Here is a 15,988-nt window from a genome sequence, read left to right on the forward strand (position 1 = left end):
AATTATTAAGTTTATTTATGTAAATTTTCAAAATTCTCTAGTGATAAATAATTATTACAGAATTAAATCTGTACTCTCTTAACCATATTGGGGTCAAGTATTATTTTAAATACTGATGATGAGTCTCACGAGAAATCTTATATTCACTTGCGATCCCCAAGATTTTGGAATACCCTAATTTACCTTTTCCTTAATCTCTTGGCTTGTGAATCTTACAATATTTTCTTTCTACTCTTAAAGTTATCGCTTTTAATTTACACTATTTTTTCAAGAGAAATATATCGATAAAACGTTGCTCTAGAAATTTTTAAGATGCTACAAATATCATTAATGCTCATTTTGTGATCTTGATGCATTTTTTTAGCAGTTAAAACTTTTGGATTTGTAGCTAATGTTTTCTTTCTTCCTCCCAATCTTCCTCTAGCTCTTGCTGCACTAAGCCCTGCTATTGTCCTTTCTTGTATTAGCCTTCTTTCAAATTGGCTAAGTGAAGAAAAGATATTAAAAACAAATTCACCTGAAGCAGTAGTCGTATCTATAGGGCCATCACATAGAGATTTAAATGATACTCCTCTTTTTTGAAAATCATTTATAAGAGAAACAATATGGATCATAGATCTACCTAAACGATCTAATCTCCAAACCACAAGGACGTCCCCTGCTTTTAATTCTTCTAGACATTTATTGAGTCCAGGTCTTTCAGCTTTTGAACCTGATACCTGGTCAGTAAAGATATTTTTTATATTACAGCCAAAATTTACTAAAGCATCAATTTGCATTTTTAGATCTTGATCATTTTTACTTACTCTAGCATAGCCAATTTTTCTGTTCATAGTAATTGTTTCTTATTTTTATGCATTATAATGAGTAAATCATACTATGATTAATGAGATGATAATATAATACATAAATCACTATTATTTTCAAGATATAACTTTTAGTCTTAAAAAACGGTCGTTTGATGAGACAAATTTTCTGATTATTTTTTTGCAGGATTAACATTTCTTTTAATATACACAAAACATATTTACACTGTCTTACAAATATAATATAATCCTATAATAGGATTTGATTAAAAAGGTTTTATATGCACGCTCATTACGATTTCACCATTAAACAAGTTGGTATGAATGGCCAAGTATCGCTTGGTAAAGAATATGCCGGAAAGCAAATTCAAATATCTAAATTGGAAGACGGCACTCTTATTATTAAGCCTGGTAAATTTATACCAGACAGTGAAATGTGGTTGTATAACCAAACTAACATACAGGCGCTAAATGAAGCTATAGATTGGGCTGAGAATCATCCAAGACATGATAATTATGATGAAATTGTAAGTAAAATAGAAAATGACTAAAATTCTGTTAGATATGAATTACCCAAAATTTCAAGAACAATTGTTTAGTTTAGAAAAAGTAGAACAAAGGGCATTGTTAAATACTTTAAAGAAAATCAAACTCTTACGTTGGGAAACATTATATTCTGACAAAGGAATCAGGTGGGAGTTAATTACTTCAAAACAAACTTCTAAAGGTAATAATCTTTACTCTTTTAGGTTTTCTCAGAAATATCGTGGCACCGCTTATCGTGATGGTGATTACATGGTATTGCTTGGTTTATTTCCTGACCATGATGGGGCTTATATAAATTAACCTGACTGCCCTATTTATAATCGTCAAATTAAGAAGCTTATTAAAGAATAGTACTATCTCAAATATTAACAGTGATCTTAATTACACGTTAGAATGTTATATTTTCTTCCTTTACATTAAAGTAAGTTAAATTTCCTTAAAAAGGTATCCTATTCTGACATCTTTTATATAATCCCTTTGCTGTCCAAATAGGGTATACCCTATCCTGATATCTATTTGGTTAATTAATCTCAGTATTTCAATATTGTATTATTTATATAATTAAAATTTATAATTCACTTTTTACTTGATATATATCATTTATTATATTAGTATCTTAAATACATAATTCATTTATTATAAGGTTGTTATATGGAATGTCATCATATAAAAGTTTACACTGGTGGTAAAATATCTATACCTTTGGATTTTAGAAATAAAATGCACATACAAGATGGTGATGAATTACTTGTAACATTTGATCATGACAAAATAGTTATTTCTACTTATGACATTCTCTTGGATAAAGCACAAAATTTAGTTAGAAAAAACATTAAACAAAGACACCTCACTCAAGAATTACAAGATTTAAGGACAAAGGAATCAGATGAACTTAAGTAACTCTATAGTGTTAGATAGCTCTGCATTACTTGCTTTCTTAGCAGAGGAAGTAGGTCATGAAAAAGTAAGACCTATAATGAAACATGCTATAATGTCTTCAATAAATTTCTCAGAATGTTATTATATACTACGTAAATCAATCAATGTAGATGAAGTAACAGAAATTCTTTCTGTTATCAAAAATGTCATCTCAGTAGATCAAGAACTAGCAGAGCAAGCTGGCAAATTATTTTTTAATACACGTAATCTAGGTTTATCTCTAGCAGACTGCATATGCTTATCTTTAGCAAATCAGAATAACATCCCTGTATATACTGCAGACAAACAATGGCTAAAACTTGAAGCTATGTTAAATTTAAATATAGTTTGTATAAGATAACGATTATTGAGGGTTATTAATTATGAAAGGAAAAAAAGTTTTATTGTTAAATGATACAACTAATTGGTATCATTTTGGTTGTACAGCTACTTCCTTTGGTTTAAAAGAAGGCATAACAACTTTAGGTTATGATTTAACTTCTTATCCAGTAACAGAAACTTATAAATTTTCATCTTTTCCGACCAATGCTACAGCATTTAAAGATATAAGTAATTTTGAAATCTTTAGACAAAATAATCCTGAAATTATATCCCTTATTGAAAAAAATAATATTATAGTATTTAACGGAGAAGGCACTTTACATGGAGTAAGATCTGCTCCTCTTAGTTTGTTATATATAGCATATGCTAGCAAAATATTCCTCAATAAACATGTTGAGATTATTAATCATTCAATGTACCCTCAAGATAACTTACTATTATATAATCCAGAAATTTCTGGATTATATAAGCTAGTTTACGATACGATTGATTTTTCAAGCATAAGAGAACCTATAAGTTATGCTCTAGCTAAAAAAATGAATATAAATGCAGTTGAGAGCTTTGATTGTATGCCCTTATATATAAAATCATTACAAACCTCATGGCAATAAAGATAGTAATACTCTGCTTATAGCAGGTTCTGCAGCTTGGTTACATTTAAATATTTTATCTAATGAAGCAGAAAATATTGAAGAATTTGAAAAGGGTTTATCCGAATTTATCAGCTATTTAAATAAAATGGCTGAACATGGTTATAAGATACAATTTTTATATGGAGCTCAAGAGTATCCAGCTAAGGATGATAGAGAATTTATGAGCTTTATTGAAAAAAGACTAAGTACTAAATGGGAAATTGTAGAAGCAAAGTCTTTAGACGAATGGTTAAACGTTATCGAGCAAGCTACTATGCTTGTGTCAGGGAGGTTTCATCATTCTATTGCTGCAGCTTGTTTAAAAACCCCTTTTATTGCTCTAAACAGTAATACTCCTAAAATTGAAGGAATGCTAAAAGCTTTAGGAGTAAATAAAATGTTTAGCTATAATGATGATAATTTATGTAATGAATTATTGAGGTTCACTGAAAATATTGATACTACTCTTCATAATATTACTCCTCTCGAAATACTGGCAAATAAAGCGATGAATAATTTTGTTGCTCTAAAAAAAATAGCTGATCAAGAATATAATTGTACTAATAATAATCAGCATGATCAAAATTGGCAGGATTTTATAAAACAACAATGCATAGGAGAATCTAGCAATAATATCTCTTTGTAGCTTATCTATAATTAGAGAATTGGATAAATACAAAATTTTAGTGATTAGTTATTCCATGCCATATTATGGAGGCTATTTCTTTTATTTTAACATCAAATAAAATAGGTTCCTTACAACTCGTTAGCGGATTGATACAATGAAGATGATACTTGTCATTAGCAATAACTAATTTTCTCAATAACTGTCTATTATCAGTAAGGGTTACAATACAATACTTATTATCTAATTCTTTATAATTTTCTTGATAAATATAACCTATAACTATATCTCCTATATTATAAATGGGAAGCATTTCGTCTCCACTAACCTTAAAAACTATACAATCCGCATAGTTTTCTTCAAAATAATTTATATCATTAGCAAAATTTTTATAGTTTCCTTTATGATGAATTTTATTAGATTGGTCTGTGATATGTGGAATAGGTCCATTTCCATATAAAATCCATTCCTCTCTAACAATTACTCCTTCTTTTTTATAAATATCAAGGCATCTAATTACCCCTTTCTCGGAAATAGGTAAAGCTCCTGTTTCCCACTTATTAAGAGTAACTTCTGGTAAACCATATTTTTCCGCGATAACTTTTCTAGATAAGCCCGTTAATGATCTAATAAACCTTAATCTATCGTAAGACTTGTTCATTCGTGAAGTAATTTGATCATCTGACATATGGGGTATTATATATTTTTATAATTAATCTTATAATTTAAATACACTGTTTTTAAAAAAATATCTACCTTTCAATTCAATACTTAAAATATAAGAAAATGATAAATAAATATAATGAATAATTATTAAATATAAAAATTTTAATTTTAATAATAATATGATGAATAACCAACAATATGAAGAAATGTCTTTAAGTGAGCTATTGCGTAAATTAAGGAGCATTAGTGAATTTTCAGCAGATGAACTGGTAATGATAAAAAAAGCTACAGTAGAAAAGTTAAAAGTAGCAAGCATAAATTGATATGTAAGTGGATATAATCATGGCAAGTATATGGATTAGCAAAGGATAAACAAGGAATATAGAAATAACGTTATATACGTTTGATTGCTAATTGATAATAAAGGAAAACAAGATGTTTGTACCTAAAAATAAATATCATCATGAGTGCGCCAAAGAAGTAAAAATTAATAAAAATGAATTTCCAATTTGGATAGAGCAACAAGATTCTAAAATAAACGGATTTATTAAGTTACTTGATCATACCCTAGTAAGGTGTGATCAGATTAATAATGATGTTAGAATCTCTATATTAGAATTAACAGAAAATTATGGTGTTTTAAAGCGTAACTTTTTTAGGGTTGCAGCTTTATATAATCATAAAGTTACCGAAAGGCAGTATAAGTATATCTCATTATTACTCACTAAGCTCAATGCAGAACTGGAGAACATGGTATCTAAAAACAGTGAATTTTTAAAAGAGCAATTATTGCTAATAGAATTAAAAATTAGCACTGACAGGAAGAATTTAATGAAGGTAAATAGTGATGAATGAACAAAAATTTGTAAGTTACTCATTAATTGAGTTGGTAAAACTTCTATCTTATATAAGTGCCACAAATCAAAAGGAAAAAATATAGTATGGTCTATTGTGCAGCAGAAATTAGAAAAAACAAGTTTACAGAAACATAATTAAAATAATTATTAATCAAATAAGAGTAAAAAATGAACAAAAAAATCAAATTGATTGATATAACGCTCCGGGATGGCGGGCATAAGACTGGTTTTTACTTTGATAATAAAACTATTAGTACAGTGCTTTCATCCTTAAATAACTCTGGTATTGACTATGCAGAAGTGGGTTATAGGAGTAATGCTAGTGAGGATAAAGGGGATAAAAATCAGAAAGGCTTAGCTGGTGTGTGTAGTAAGCCATATTTAGCTTATTGTAAGTCCCTTTTATCTAACTGTAAACTTACCGTCATGATTAATCCTCAGCATATCTATAATAATGACCTGGAAGAAATGTCAGAAAGCGGAGTTGATGCTATCAATATATATTTTGATTATGAATATCCATTCTTTACTCTTAAAATGATTGAAAAGCTACGCACTTATAATTTCGAATTGTTTATTACCTTACCTAAGATTTCTAGGATCGATAGAGAAAAATTAAATGAGCATATTAGAAATATCAGTAAAGCTGGCATTACTAATATCTTGCTTGAAGATACGAATGGTAGCTTAATACCAAGTAAAATTACTGAGCTTTTTAGTTCATTAGCTTTTAAAGATAATCTTGCTCTTGGCTTACATGCTCGAGATCATTTAGGTTTAGCACATGCAAATAGTATTGCAGCAATAGACGCAGGAAGTAGCTTTTTAAGTTCATCATTATATGGTTTAGGTAAATATAATGGCAATTTAAGAACCGAAGCAATTTGCAGTTTTCTGCAGCTAAGAGGTAGTAATTGCTATGATTTATGTGAATTATATGTAGCAGCTGAATACATCAAAGACCATATTTCTCTATTTATGGATAAATCAATGATCAAAAATATGATCAATGCCTCATTTGATTTATCTTCTGATGATGAAATAGATCTTAATCTTATCGAAAAAGTTAAAGATTTTTTTAAGAGAGGCCAAAACTTTGAACCAAATAGTCATAAGCCCAATCATAAAAATAAACTCCATTAAAACTAAAGTAAAACAACTAAATAAAGGAAAATTAAAATGACTTATTCATATTAGGGAACGGGAGCTGTATATGACCGCAAGCCGCTATCCTTTGCATGTGCATTTAGTAGGTAATAGAAGTTAAGCTTCGTTAAAGAATCATTATTATATTAATAATTTTAAGCTTGCATTGTAATAAATAAATGGATATATTGTTGCTCTTTTTATTAAAGGTTTGTTAATGATATTAGTAATACGTATTAATTAAGTTTTTAGCGTAATTAATAGATATGGTTAAGTAAATAGGACTTTAATATGCTGGATTTGGAATGGATTTATAGTGCAGAAAAAGGTAGTAGCTATGATGCTAGCTCATTTGTACTATTTGAAGAATGCAGGTCAGAAGATAGAGCAGTAATTTCTGAGATTCATCATGCTATAGAAAATCTTGAACATGGCTTAGCTGCATTTTCCTTTTATGATCTTCATTTCAATAATTATGAGCATGAAATTTTATCTAACTTAAAGCTGGCTAGCACTAATTTTCTGACTTTATATTCTGAAAATAACTTGATAAGTAATTTACTTACCTTCTTAGATTCAGTGATTGATCAAGATTCTCATATAGTTAATATGGTAAGTAATCTAGAACTAGCAGGAATAATTGCTAGAATTACTTTCAATATCATTGATGGCTCTGGTTACGAAGATGCTACTATTTCCTTAATTGCTTATCATAATGGGCTTGGTGAATATTTTCCCAGCTGGCATATTGATAAAACTTTTGCGGAAGAAATAGGTTCTGATTTTGGCTGCGCTTCCAGTCAAAATGTTTTTATTATTACTCTTAAAGGAGCTTCTACCCTATATCACGAAATGAATAAAACTGTGCAAGAGGAATTTAATTTACTTGCAAATAGCTCAACCCATTCTTATGGCTATGATGAAAATTTAGAATATATGCAAGGTCAGGGCATAGATAGGTTATTTAAGATAGCAACAAGTGAAAGTGCTGAATTTGGGGAAGGTTCAGTGCATTTAGCTGGTAAACTAAAAGGTACTATCCATAGCACGTCACCTGGGCTTGAGAGATGGGTAGTGATAGTTAAGCCTTATGATCACGAATTAATTCAACGGTTTTAATAAATTAAACAAGGGGGGGATGTTAATTATGGTAGATTTTGTTCAAGTAAATTTGGCTGATACAAGACAAGGACCTGAAGGCTGTGGCTTTTCACCTTATATCAAAGTTTTTTGTCTAAAAGAAAAACAGAAAGAATATTTACATGCTATTAACGAGCAAATCCAACTCACTGAACAAGCATTGATATCTGATGATGATCGTAAATCATTATTAGAAAACTTAAGAACACAAAAAGAAAAGTTGGAACAATCTTTAAAATTAAGTGAAAAATTTGCTGATGATCATAAAGCTGAATCTAAAGCAAGGGATGCTGGTGTGCAGACATTAATAGCAAATACCGATACAGCTATTATCCAAACAAATAAAGATAGAAATACTGCTGTTGAGAATGAAGCAAAACTGATAGAGAATTTATTAAATGATGAAGACTTATGGAGTACTGAAGGGATGGGATTTACTTATTCTGAATACGCTAGTTCTAGCAATACTGAAAATACTATGTCAAGTATTTCTGGAAACGAAGTCAAGCTAAGTGGAGAAGAGAAGATAAGTCACAATTATCACAATCAATACCATAATTAATATTTAAGAGCTTATTGGGAGGAGAATAAAATGTCTTATATTGTACAAAATATGCAAGTTAACATTCCTATGGGCATAAAGGAATAAAAAATGTCTATAAATTTACTTGGCTTATTTTTTGACCCAGAATATTATTATACTACTTCTTGCTTAAATCAGGAATGTGAGGTATCTACAGCACTGCAACATTATATAGAGAATGCCGCATCAAAATGTACTCCTCCTAACGAATATTTTGTTAATAATAATGTTTTATTATATCAACAAAATCAGCCAGATCAATGTATTATAGATTATTGGGTACATAAACCATTTTCAGAAAATATTGAAAATTATAATCACATTATAAAATCTTTTATTAAACATATAGTAAAAAATAATACACAATTAAATACGTTTAAAGAACATATACATAATTTTCTTGAAAAATCTCCTTCTGACTTAGAAGTTTTACTTGGAAAAGCTAATATTGATATATTACTTAGAGATGAATTCGCTCAAAAGCTTTCTCATGAATTGAAAGAATCTTCAATTCTTTATTTTGAAGAAATATTTAAAAATAAATTAGACAAATATAGAAAATTAGATGATAAAATCCTAACTATCCTCCTAAATTATGCAGAAAAGTTTGCAGATAATGATAGCCATGCTAAGTTTTTGGCTAAAGCGGCTTGCGATAATGCTGATTTTAGTGATAAGTTAATAGGTACCATTAAAGCTAAGAACAGTTTAGTAAGTGAATCAGCTATTAAAAGAAATAATTATTTATTAGAAGGATTATTAGAGAGTGTGGGTGAGTATTTAGGGTTAAAGACAGCTTCTCATCCATCTAAAATAACTTTGCTAGAAAGGACGGTTGAGTCACTTACAGGTAAAGGCTATGATTTACCTTTAAATTTCATAGCTAAAATCACAGATTACTATAACCACTATGTTACAGAATTTAATGATTTAGTGACAAAGCCACAAGTTTTAGATAATAAAGCAAAAATTGATGCGCATCTTAAACTATTAGATCAATATAATAATGAATCTTCACCTTTAATCCAGCTTATCTATAGTGTAGTTAGAGATAGCAAACATTTACCAACCAAATTGCTGGAGAAAGCAATTAGCTCTTCCCTAGATCTTGTCAAAATTTCTGATGCAGCAGAAGTTGCAAAAGGCGCCATAGCAATATTTGAGCATCTATTTACTTATAAGGTTCTGCTACCTAAAGATATACTTACTTATTTTAGCAAGATGCTAGGATCAGAAGATATTCATCTTCAAAGATTAGCTCTGAAATTATATAAGCATTTAAGCACTTCTTATCAAGTTAATGATATAGATAGTGTGCTTAAAGCAGATGGTAACATCAATAACAAGCTTGATATTCTAGATATTATAGTAAATCTTGGTCAAGATTATATTTTTACTCCAGCACAACAAGAGAAAATAATAAAGTTAGAAGAAGCAAAAGAACAATATGAAGATAGCCGAGGTTATAGAGTTTTAAATGAAATTTTCGAGGAAATAAAAAGTAAGGATCCAGCTGCTTGGGAGAATAAAATAGAGCAGGAAGATGAAAAAGAAGAACGTCAGTTAGAGCTAAGGCGTAAAGAAAGCAGGCTCGCGCAGCATTTACATCGAGTGCTAAAATTAGCTGATTGGCCCATGGAATTCTTATGTGAACTAGCCAAGGCGCAAAATAAGGATACGATACATATCTTTGAGCAGGTGCTTGTTAAGATCTCCAACTATCAATTATCTTTAAGGTTAATCAATCGAGCAGGAGAAAATATAGCCGAAATTATTCAAAATCAGGAGGCAAATAGCTGGATAGAGAGTATTAATCAGCTTTATAGAGAAAATAATGTTACTATAGAAAAAACTGAAGAAGAGCTGATTAAATCTATTAAAATTGACGATCAAAGCTGCCTGGAGTTAAATGCTGAAAATTGTGAATTACTAACGAATTTAAATAAAGAGCAAATAGAGTATTTAAAGACAAATTTAGAGAATATAACGCGTTTTGAGCAGCAATATGGCTTTAAGTTATATTATGACAATGTACCTAATTCAGACAATCAGGAGATAAGATTATTTATTCAAGATAATAAGTTATATATCCAAGCAGTAGGTATAGGAAAAATAGCACTTAGAGGTGCTGGTGGAGAAGATGGTGGTATTTCTTTATCTCTTTATAACAAGCTTAAAGATGAGCTAGAAAGTAAGTTACAAGAAGGAGAGTTGAGGCTAACCAATGCTGAAGAAAGAGCATTGATGGGCTTTCTAACTAGCCATGGTTATAGCGGACCGAAGAAGCTTAGCACCTGGAATGATGAAGAGTTTGAGATTTGGAAAAAAGAGCATGTTAATAAAATTAGCTTGAAAAATCTAGGTGAGATTTTAGCTATACTAAAAGAAGCCGTATATCGTACTTCTGCTGATCATTATTATCCGCGCAAGGCACAAATTTTATCGGTTTTAATGATGTATCAAGCATCAAGTGGTAGGATTGTGCAAGTTAGTACTGGAGAGGGTAAATCTACAATTCTAGCTATGTTAGCAAGCCTTAAAGTGCTGGATGGCAAGAGAGTGGACATTCTCACTAGCACCTCAAATCTTGCAGAACGTGACTGCGGTGATCAGATAAGTTTTTATAAGCTACTTGGCATAAGTAGTGGTCACAATATCAGGCGTGAGCAAGGATTAGATCCATTAAAGGAATGTTATAATTACGATGTAGTTTATGGTGATATGTTAAATTACGTTGGAGATAGTTTATCGGATTTGAGCTTTAATGTGAAGAATGGCAGAGGCAATGATGTAATCATCATTGATGAAGCGGACCATATGTTTGTTGATAACAGCAACATGAAGGTACAGAAATCAGGGCCAATACCTGGCTTTGAGTCATTTGGTCAGATATTGATTTACATGTGGGGTATCCAAAATATTATTATCAAGTCACTCGGTTATGAGGCGTATAAGGCCTATTTAGAAGATGAAAAGGCCCTAGTTTTAGATGAGAAAACTTATAGTGAACTGGTAAAATTTATAAAAAAAGTACCTGAAGAGTTGGTGGAGCAGGTTAAGGAGCTAACTCTTGGTGTAGCTTATAATGAAATACTGAAGCAAATTGCTTTACCAAAACATGTCGAGAAGTTTATTGCTGAGCATTTACCTAGATGGGTTAACGCCACTATTAATACGCGTAGTCACATTGAGAACACTACCTATGTAGTACGGAATGTCCATTATTATAACAGTACCTCTAATTACCATATTATAGCTCCTGTTGATCAAAGCACAGGAATTGTACAATATAATATGAACTGGAGCGATGGTGTTACCCAGTTTTTACAGATTCTGCATGCTATAAAACTGACCCCTGAATCACTAACTAGTGTTTTCCAGTCATATGTAAGTTATTTATTGAAGTATAAAGGTCATATTTATGGAGCAACAGGTACAGCCGGGACAGACAGTCATCATCTCTTTATCAATCATGTATATGGTGTTGATGTGGCAGTAATGCCAAATTTTATGCCTAAAAAGCTAACGATGTTTCCGGAGATGGTCAGTTATGATGATCAGGCAGGATGGTTAAGTAATATAGAATATTCAGTTCATCATAATACAGAAGTGGAAAAGCGGCCGGTATTAATTGTAGCCCGTAACATTGAGGAAATGCAGCTAATTGCAAGCTCATTACGCGAGGAAGGTTACACCAGAGTTTTAGAATATGGTGATTACACGGATGAAGCTAATATTAAGAAAAAACTAGAGACAGGAGATATATAGTAAATTAAGTTGATAAAGACATGATATATGATATATTAAAAAGCTCATAAACCCAAAACAGTAGAAGCAATGGCATATTCCTTAGATTTACGTAAAAAAGTAATTCACTATGTTAATAAAGGTTATACCAGAGAAGAAGCTGCAAGAATTTTTGGCATAGGTGAAAGAACAATTTATAGATGGTTATCGAGATCGAAATCCGGGAATTTAGCAGCCACACGAGCAGCTAAGACATGGAAGAAGCTTGATCCAATCAAATTATTAAACGAGGTGTCTAAAAACAGCAATTGGCTATTATCTGATTTTGCAAAGGTTTTTAATGTGTCTACAGCTGCTATCTGTTTGGCATTCAAGACTTTGGGGATCACACGAAAAAAAAGACCACACTCTATCGTGAACGGGATGAAGCAAAACGGCAATTATTTTTGGCAGCTATCGCAAACTATAAAGCGGAAGATATAGTTTATATTGATGAGAGTGGAATTGATAGCTATTTGTACTATTCTTGGGGATACAGTCTCAGAGGAAGTAAAGTTTATGGTGATATCTCAGGTAAAAAACATGATTGAGAAAGCTTTATTGCAGGTAAGGTTGGGAAGAAAATTATTGCGCCAATGTGTTTCAAGGGCACATGTAATACAGAAGTTTTTAACGAGTGGGTTAGTCAGTGTTTGGTGCCCGAACTAAGATTTGGTCAAGTTGTAATACTTGATAATGCAACGTTCCATAAGTCAGCTAGAACTAGGAATTTAATAGAAGATATAGGCTGTAAACTTTTATTCTTACCACCTTACTCTCCTGATCTCAACCCAATTGAAAAATATTGGGCTCATTTAAAAGCTAAAATCAAACCTATCATTACTAATTTTAATAACCTTAGCGATGCTATTGATTATGGCTTCTCTATGCCATTCTCAACTTAATTGACTATATAATCTGTATCAAATTCTGAGGCAAAGCTGAATTTTGGATTTAAACACATAACACTTTAACTCGCAATCTATAATTTTCAAAATTCTTAAATCCATAAGCACGTCTTTGAATAAGTTTCATTTTTCTATGAAAGCCTTCGGTAATACCATTATTTCTGCTAAATCTCCACATTCGCCCTATTTCATCTTTCCACTCACTTAAAGTCTTACCTAGAGTTTGTAATAAGGCAAAACCACTATTTTTTAACTCTTTAATAGCTTCTAACAATATCGGCATCAGATCATACTTAATAGTTGCTTACTCTGCTTCTTTACAAGGAGGTAGGTGAGCAGCAACGTCCTGAATTCAAATGCTTTTACTATACTTAACAATTTACTTTGATAATAATAAATTATCTATTTTTTCAGGAAATTTTTCTTTCAAGATTTTATCTACAAAACACACTTCAGGTTTAGGTTCGTTATCGTTGGATATTGTTTGCATAGCTTTCACTACACATCTTCTATCATATTCTAGGAGATCACTTTTTGTATCATCAAGTGCACATAACATACTATTCATCGCTGGCTCAGCAAGTAACATCATAATTGTTTTACTACTAAGTATAAAATTATAAATTTTTGAAGCAAATTTTTGCATATTAAGTATTGTGCTAATTGCTATCTGGGGAAATTCAATAGGCACCTTACTAAGCTTTTGAATAAACTCTATACTATTTTCCAAAATCTTACTTGAATAATAGTACGAAAAATTATCCTCTTTTATAGTTTTCCATTTTTCAGGCACTAAGCTAAGTAGAAATTGCATAATAGGTTTAGACGTAATATTTCTATGAAATATTTCATCATTATTTGAACAAATCATTTCTTTTTGCTTTTTTGAATCAGGTATTGATTTCACCAATAATTCTAAGACTTTTATATGCCCCTTAAATGCTGCCCCTCTAAAGGTATCATCTACTTTACAATGCATCATTGCTTCACGTTGGAAAACGGGTGTGCGGTTTAGCAAAAATTCTAGTACCGCTATATGAGCATTTTCTGCTGCAAATCTAAAAGCTTTACCAACAGCATAAATCATTGCTTCAGGGAGAAGAGCAGGCGCAAGCTCCAATAAAAATTCTAGTACCGCTATATGACCATGATATGCGGCTGCCCTAAAAGCTTCATAATTTTTAGCACTAACCATTTCTCTAATGTCATAGCTATCCAAATCTTTCGTTATTTTCTTTATAATCTCCAAATATCCTTTAGCGGCTAACGTCCTAAAGATATAATTATCGCCACTTTGTAATATCCTTCTATGCTGACATATATACATTTCTAAGTTAAGTAAGGCCTCTAAAACATTCTCCTTCTCCTTATCTAAGGCTTTTATAAATATATCTTTATATTCATCATCAAAAAGTCTTCTAATAAAAACTTCTTTTAAATTCCATAATGCATTAATAGTTTTAATATCTTGTTCCTCACAAGCCTCTTTTAGTATATAAATAAGTTTATCTTCAATACTCATATCTGCAGGCAAGATTTTTGGAGATATTTCCCGAACCTTCTCCATTAATTTCTCTGAATCATTTAGCATAGATTGATTTTGATTTAGCATATATGTTACAATATTTATATTTTATTAATACAATAAGCGATATATAGTTATTTACTATTTCTTTATAATAGTAAATCAAAATAATCTTAATATTAATGTAATAATAATTAACATAGAGAAAACAGCTGATAATTAGATACTAGCTAGCTAGAGAAAAAAGTAACTACAATGTAAGTTCAAATGTTTTTATTATAGATACACAAAATTAGTTAATACTTGTTTACAAATATTAAACAATATTATATATTATTAAAATAATTTACTATTTCTTAACCAGGGTATAACAAAATGTTAACATTACAAGAAAAAGAATTTTTAGAGGCAGCCCTAGCAGGCAATACAAGCAAATTAGAAGCTATGCTTCAATTGTCTCCACAGCTAATTATCATAAAAAATAATCATGGAGCTACAGCAATGCACCTTGCTGCTAGGAATGGCCATAATAATACTATAGAGTTTTTAGAAAAAAAAGGCTTAAAGCTAGATGACAAAACTAACGATGGACTTACAGCAATGCACTCTGCTGCTCAGGGTGGCCAGAATGTAACTATAGAGTTTTTAGAAAAAAAAGGTTTAAAGCTAGATGACAAAACTAACGATGGATCTACAGCAATGCACTATGCTGCTAGGAATGGCCATAATAATACTATAGAGTTTTTAGAAAAAAAAGGTTTAAAGTTAGGTGAAAAAAATAATCATGGACTTACAGCAATGCATTATGCTGCTAGGAATGGCCATAATAATACTATAGAGTTTTTAGTTTCAAAAGGTTTAAATATAGAGGAAAGAGATAATAAGGGAAATACACCTTTATCTCTTGCTATTCAACTTAAGCAAGTCCATACAGTACAATTTTTACAAGCAAAAATAGCAGCAAGACAGCTATCTACATCCGCAATATCTTCTACTTCTAATATTAACAATCTTCATTCTGGAAATCATACTACTATTCAACCTAATTTATCTTCTTCTAATAACAATAATGCACCTGCAAATTTAATAAAACAAATTCAAGATTTAACTAATGATAATGAGAAACTAAAAAAATCTAACCGTAATAATGAAGCATTATTAATAGAAAAAGATTTAGAAATATTACAATTAAAATCTAAATTAGAGTTTGCAGAACAATTACTTAATCGATATATGGGTAATACTCTTGCATTCACTCAAACACCAATTCATGAAAAAAATACTACTACCATAACCACCACTTCAGCTCTTCCCAATCAATTCAGAGAAGTAAATAATAATGCTAATCAACCATTATCTAATATTAAATCTGAAACTTCTAATTTAACTTTTCAAGAGCGAGAACATAGGAAAAGAAGTGCAAATTCATCTGAGATAGGTAGTAATAAAAATTCACGCACGGGATAATTATACTATAGTAAATTAAGTGGTATTTGGGACTAGACTAA

At 30.6% G+C, this 15,988-nt stretch carries 18 protein-coding genes; 14 read left to right on the forward strand and 4 right to left on the reverse strand.

Features of this window, described 5'->3' with window-relative positions; all coding sequences use genetic code 11:
• Positions 1-254: 254 nt before the first annotated feature.
• A complete protein-coding gene (hin, locus tag NOVO_02040; protein ID AIL64803.1) occupies positions 255-833 on the reverse strand; it encodes a DNA-invertase hin in 579 nt (192 codons plus the stop codon).
• Between the two features lie 254 nt (positions 834-1,087).
• Between hin and NOVO_02045 the strand changes: the two genes are divergently transcribed.
• From NOVO_02045 to NOVO_02070, 6 genes are all read left to right on the forward strand, one after another.
• Positions 1,088-1,357 carry a hypothetical protein gene (locus NOVO_02045; protein AIL64804.1) on the forward strand — a complete coding sequence of 90 codons (270 nt, stop codon included), beginning with the start codon at positions 1,088-1,090 and terminating at the stop codon, positions 1,355-1,357.
• Positions 1,350-1,652: a hypothetical protein gene (locus NOVO_02050; GenBank protein ID AIL64805.1), complete on the forward strand. Its 303-nt coding sequence runs from the start codon at positions 1,350-1,352 to the stop codon at positions 1,650-1,652. The genes NOVO_02045 and NOVO_02050 overlap by 8 nt, the downstream gene beginning before the upstream one ends.
• Positions 1,653-2,003: 351 nt before the next feature.
• Entirely contained in the window at positions 2,004-2,252 is a 249-nt protein-coding gene (locus tag NOVO_02055) for a hypothetical protein (GenBank protein AIL64806.1), read from the forward strand.
• Positions 2,239-2,631 (forward strand): hypothetical protein, encoded by a 393-nt coding sequence (locus tag NOVO_02060; GenBank protein ID AIL64807.1) that lies wholly within the window; start codon positions 2,239-2,241, stop codon positions 2,629-2,631. Before NOVO_02055 ends, NOVO_02060 begins: the two co-directional genes overlap by 14 nt.
• Before the next feature lie 22 nt (positions 2,632-2,653).
• Entirely contained in the window at positions 2,654-3,223 is a 570-nt protein-coding gene (locus tag NOVO_02065) for a hypothetical protein (GenBank protein ID AIL64808.1), read from the forward strand.
• A gap of 127 nt (positions 3,224-3,350) precedes the next feature.
• Positions 3,351-3,890 carry a hypothetical protein gene (locus NOVO_02070; protein AIL64809.1) on the forward strand — a complete coding sequence of 180 codons (540 nt, stop codon included), beginning with the start codon at positions 3,351-3,353 and terminating at the stop codon, positions 3,888-3,890.
• Positions 3,891-3,927: 37 nt separating this feature from the next.
• Here NOVO_02070 and NOVO_02075 read toward each other — a convergent pair whose 3' ends face one another.
• Complete coding sequence (locus NOVO_02075) at positions 3,928-4,557, reverse strand: hypothetical protein (GenBank protein AIL64810.1); 630 nt, start codon at positions 4,555-4,557, stop codon at positions 3,928-3,930.
• Positions 4,558-4,714: 157 nt separating this feature from the next.
• Between NOVO_02075 and NOVO_02080 the strand changes: the two genes are divergently transcribed.
• From NOVO_02080 to NOVO_02110, 7 genes are all read left to right on the forward strand, one after another.
• The gene (locus tag NOVO_02080; protein ID AIL64811.1) at positions 4,715-4,858 is read left to right on the forward strand and encodes a hypothetical protein; all 144 of its coding nucleotides are present in this window, start codon (positions 4,715-4,717) and stop codon (positions 4,856-4,858) included.
• 112 nt (positions 4,859-4,970) lie between these two features.
• The gene (locus NOVO_02085) at positions 4,971-5,390 is read left to right on the forward strand and encodes a hypothetical protein (GenBank protein ID AIL64812.1); all 420 of its coding nucleotides are present in this window, start codon (positions 4,971-4,973) and stop codon (positions 5,388-5,390) included.
• Positions 5,391-5,560: 170 nt separating this feature from the next.
• Positions 5,561-6,535 carry a 2-isopropylmalate synthase gene (gene leuA / locus NOVO_02090; GenBank protein ID AIL64813.1) on the forward strand — a complete coding sequence of 325 codons (975 nt, stop codon included), beginning with the start codon at positions 5,561-5,563 and terminating at the stop codon, positions 6,533-6,535.
• Positions 6,536-6,829: 294 nt separating this feature from the next.
• Positions 6,830-7,657 carry a hypothetical protein gene (locus tag NOVO_02095; GenBank protein AIL64814.1) on the forward strand — a complete coding sequence of 276 codons (828 nt, stop codon included), beginning with the start codon at positions 6,830-6,832 and terminating at the stop codon, positions 7,655-7,657.
• A 28-nt stretch (positions 7,658-7,685) separates the two neighbouring features.
• Positions 7,686-8,240, forward strand: a complete 555-nt coding sequence (locus NOVO_02100) for a hypothetical protein (protein ID AIL64815.1) — start codon at positions 7,686-7,688, stop codon at positions 8,238-8,240.
• Positions 8,241-8,330: 90 nt separating this feature from the next.
• Positions 8,331-12,029 carry a preprotein translocase subunit SecA gene (gene secA_1, locus NOVO_02105; GenBank protein ID AIL64816.1) on the forward strand — a complete coding sequence of 1,233 codons (3,699 nt, stop codon included), beginning with the start codon at positions 8,331-8,333 and terminating at the stop codon, positions 12,027-12,029.
• Between the two features lie 69 nt (positions 12,030-12,098).
• On the forward strand, positions 12,099-12,491 hold the full coding sequence (locus tag NOVO_02110) for a Transposase (GenBank protein ID AIL64817.2): 393 nt from the start codon (positions 12,099-12,101) through the stop codon (positions 12,489-12,491).
• Positions 12,492-13,001: 510 nt separating this feature from the next.
• Here the strand turns inward: NOVO_02110 and NOVO_02120 are convergent.
• Both NOVO_02120 and NOVO_02125 read right to left on the reverse strand, forming a co-directional pair.
• Positions 13,002-13,238, reverse strand: a complete 237-nt coding sequence (locus tag NOVO_02120) for a Transposase (GenBank protein AIL64819.1) — start codon at positions 13,236-13,238, stop codon at positions 13,002-13,004.
• Between the two features lie 96 nt (positions 13,239-13,334).
• Positions 13,335-14,567 (reverse strand): hypothetical protein, encoded by a 1,233-nt coding sequence (locus NOVO_02125; protein AIL64820.1) that lies wholly within the window; start codon positions 14,565-14,567, stop codon positions 13,335-13,337.
• Positions 14,568-14,855: 288 nt separating this feature from the next.
• Between NOVO_02125 and NOVO_02130 the strand changes: the two genes are divergently transcribed.
• On the forward strand, positions 14,856-15,947 hold the full coding sequence (locus NOVO_02130; protein ID AIL64821.1) for an Ankyrin repeat protein: 1,092 nt from the start codon (positions 14,856-14,858) through the stop codon (positions 15,945-15,947).
• The last annotated feature ends 41 nt before the right edge of the window (positions 15,948-15,988 follow it).

The organism is Rickettsiales bacterium Ac37b, assembly GCA_000746585.2.
GTDB lineage: Bacteria > Pseudomonadota > Alphaproteobacteria > Rickettsiales > Arcanibacteraceae > Ac37b.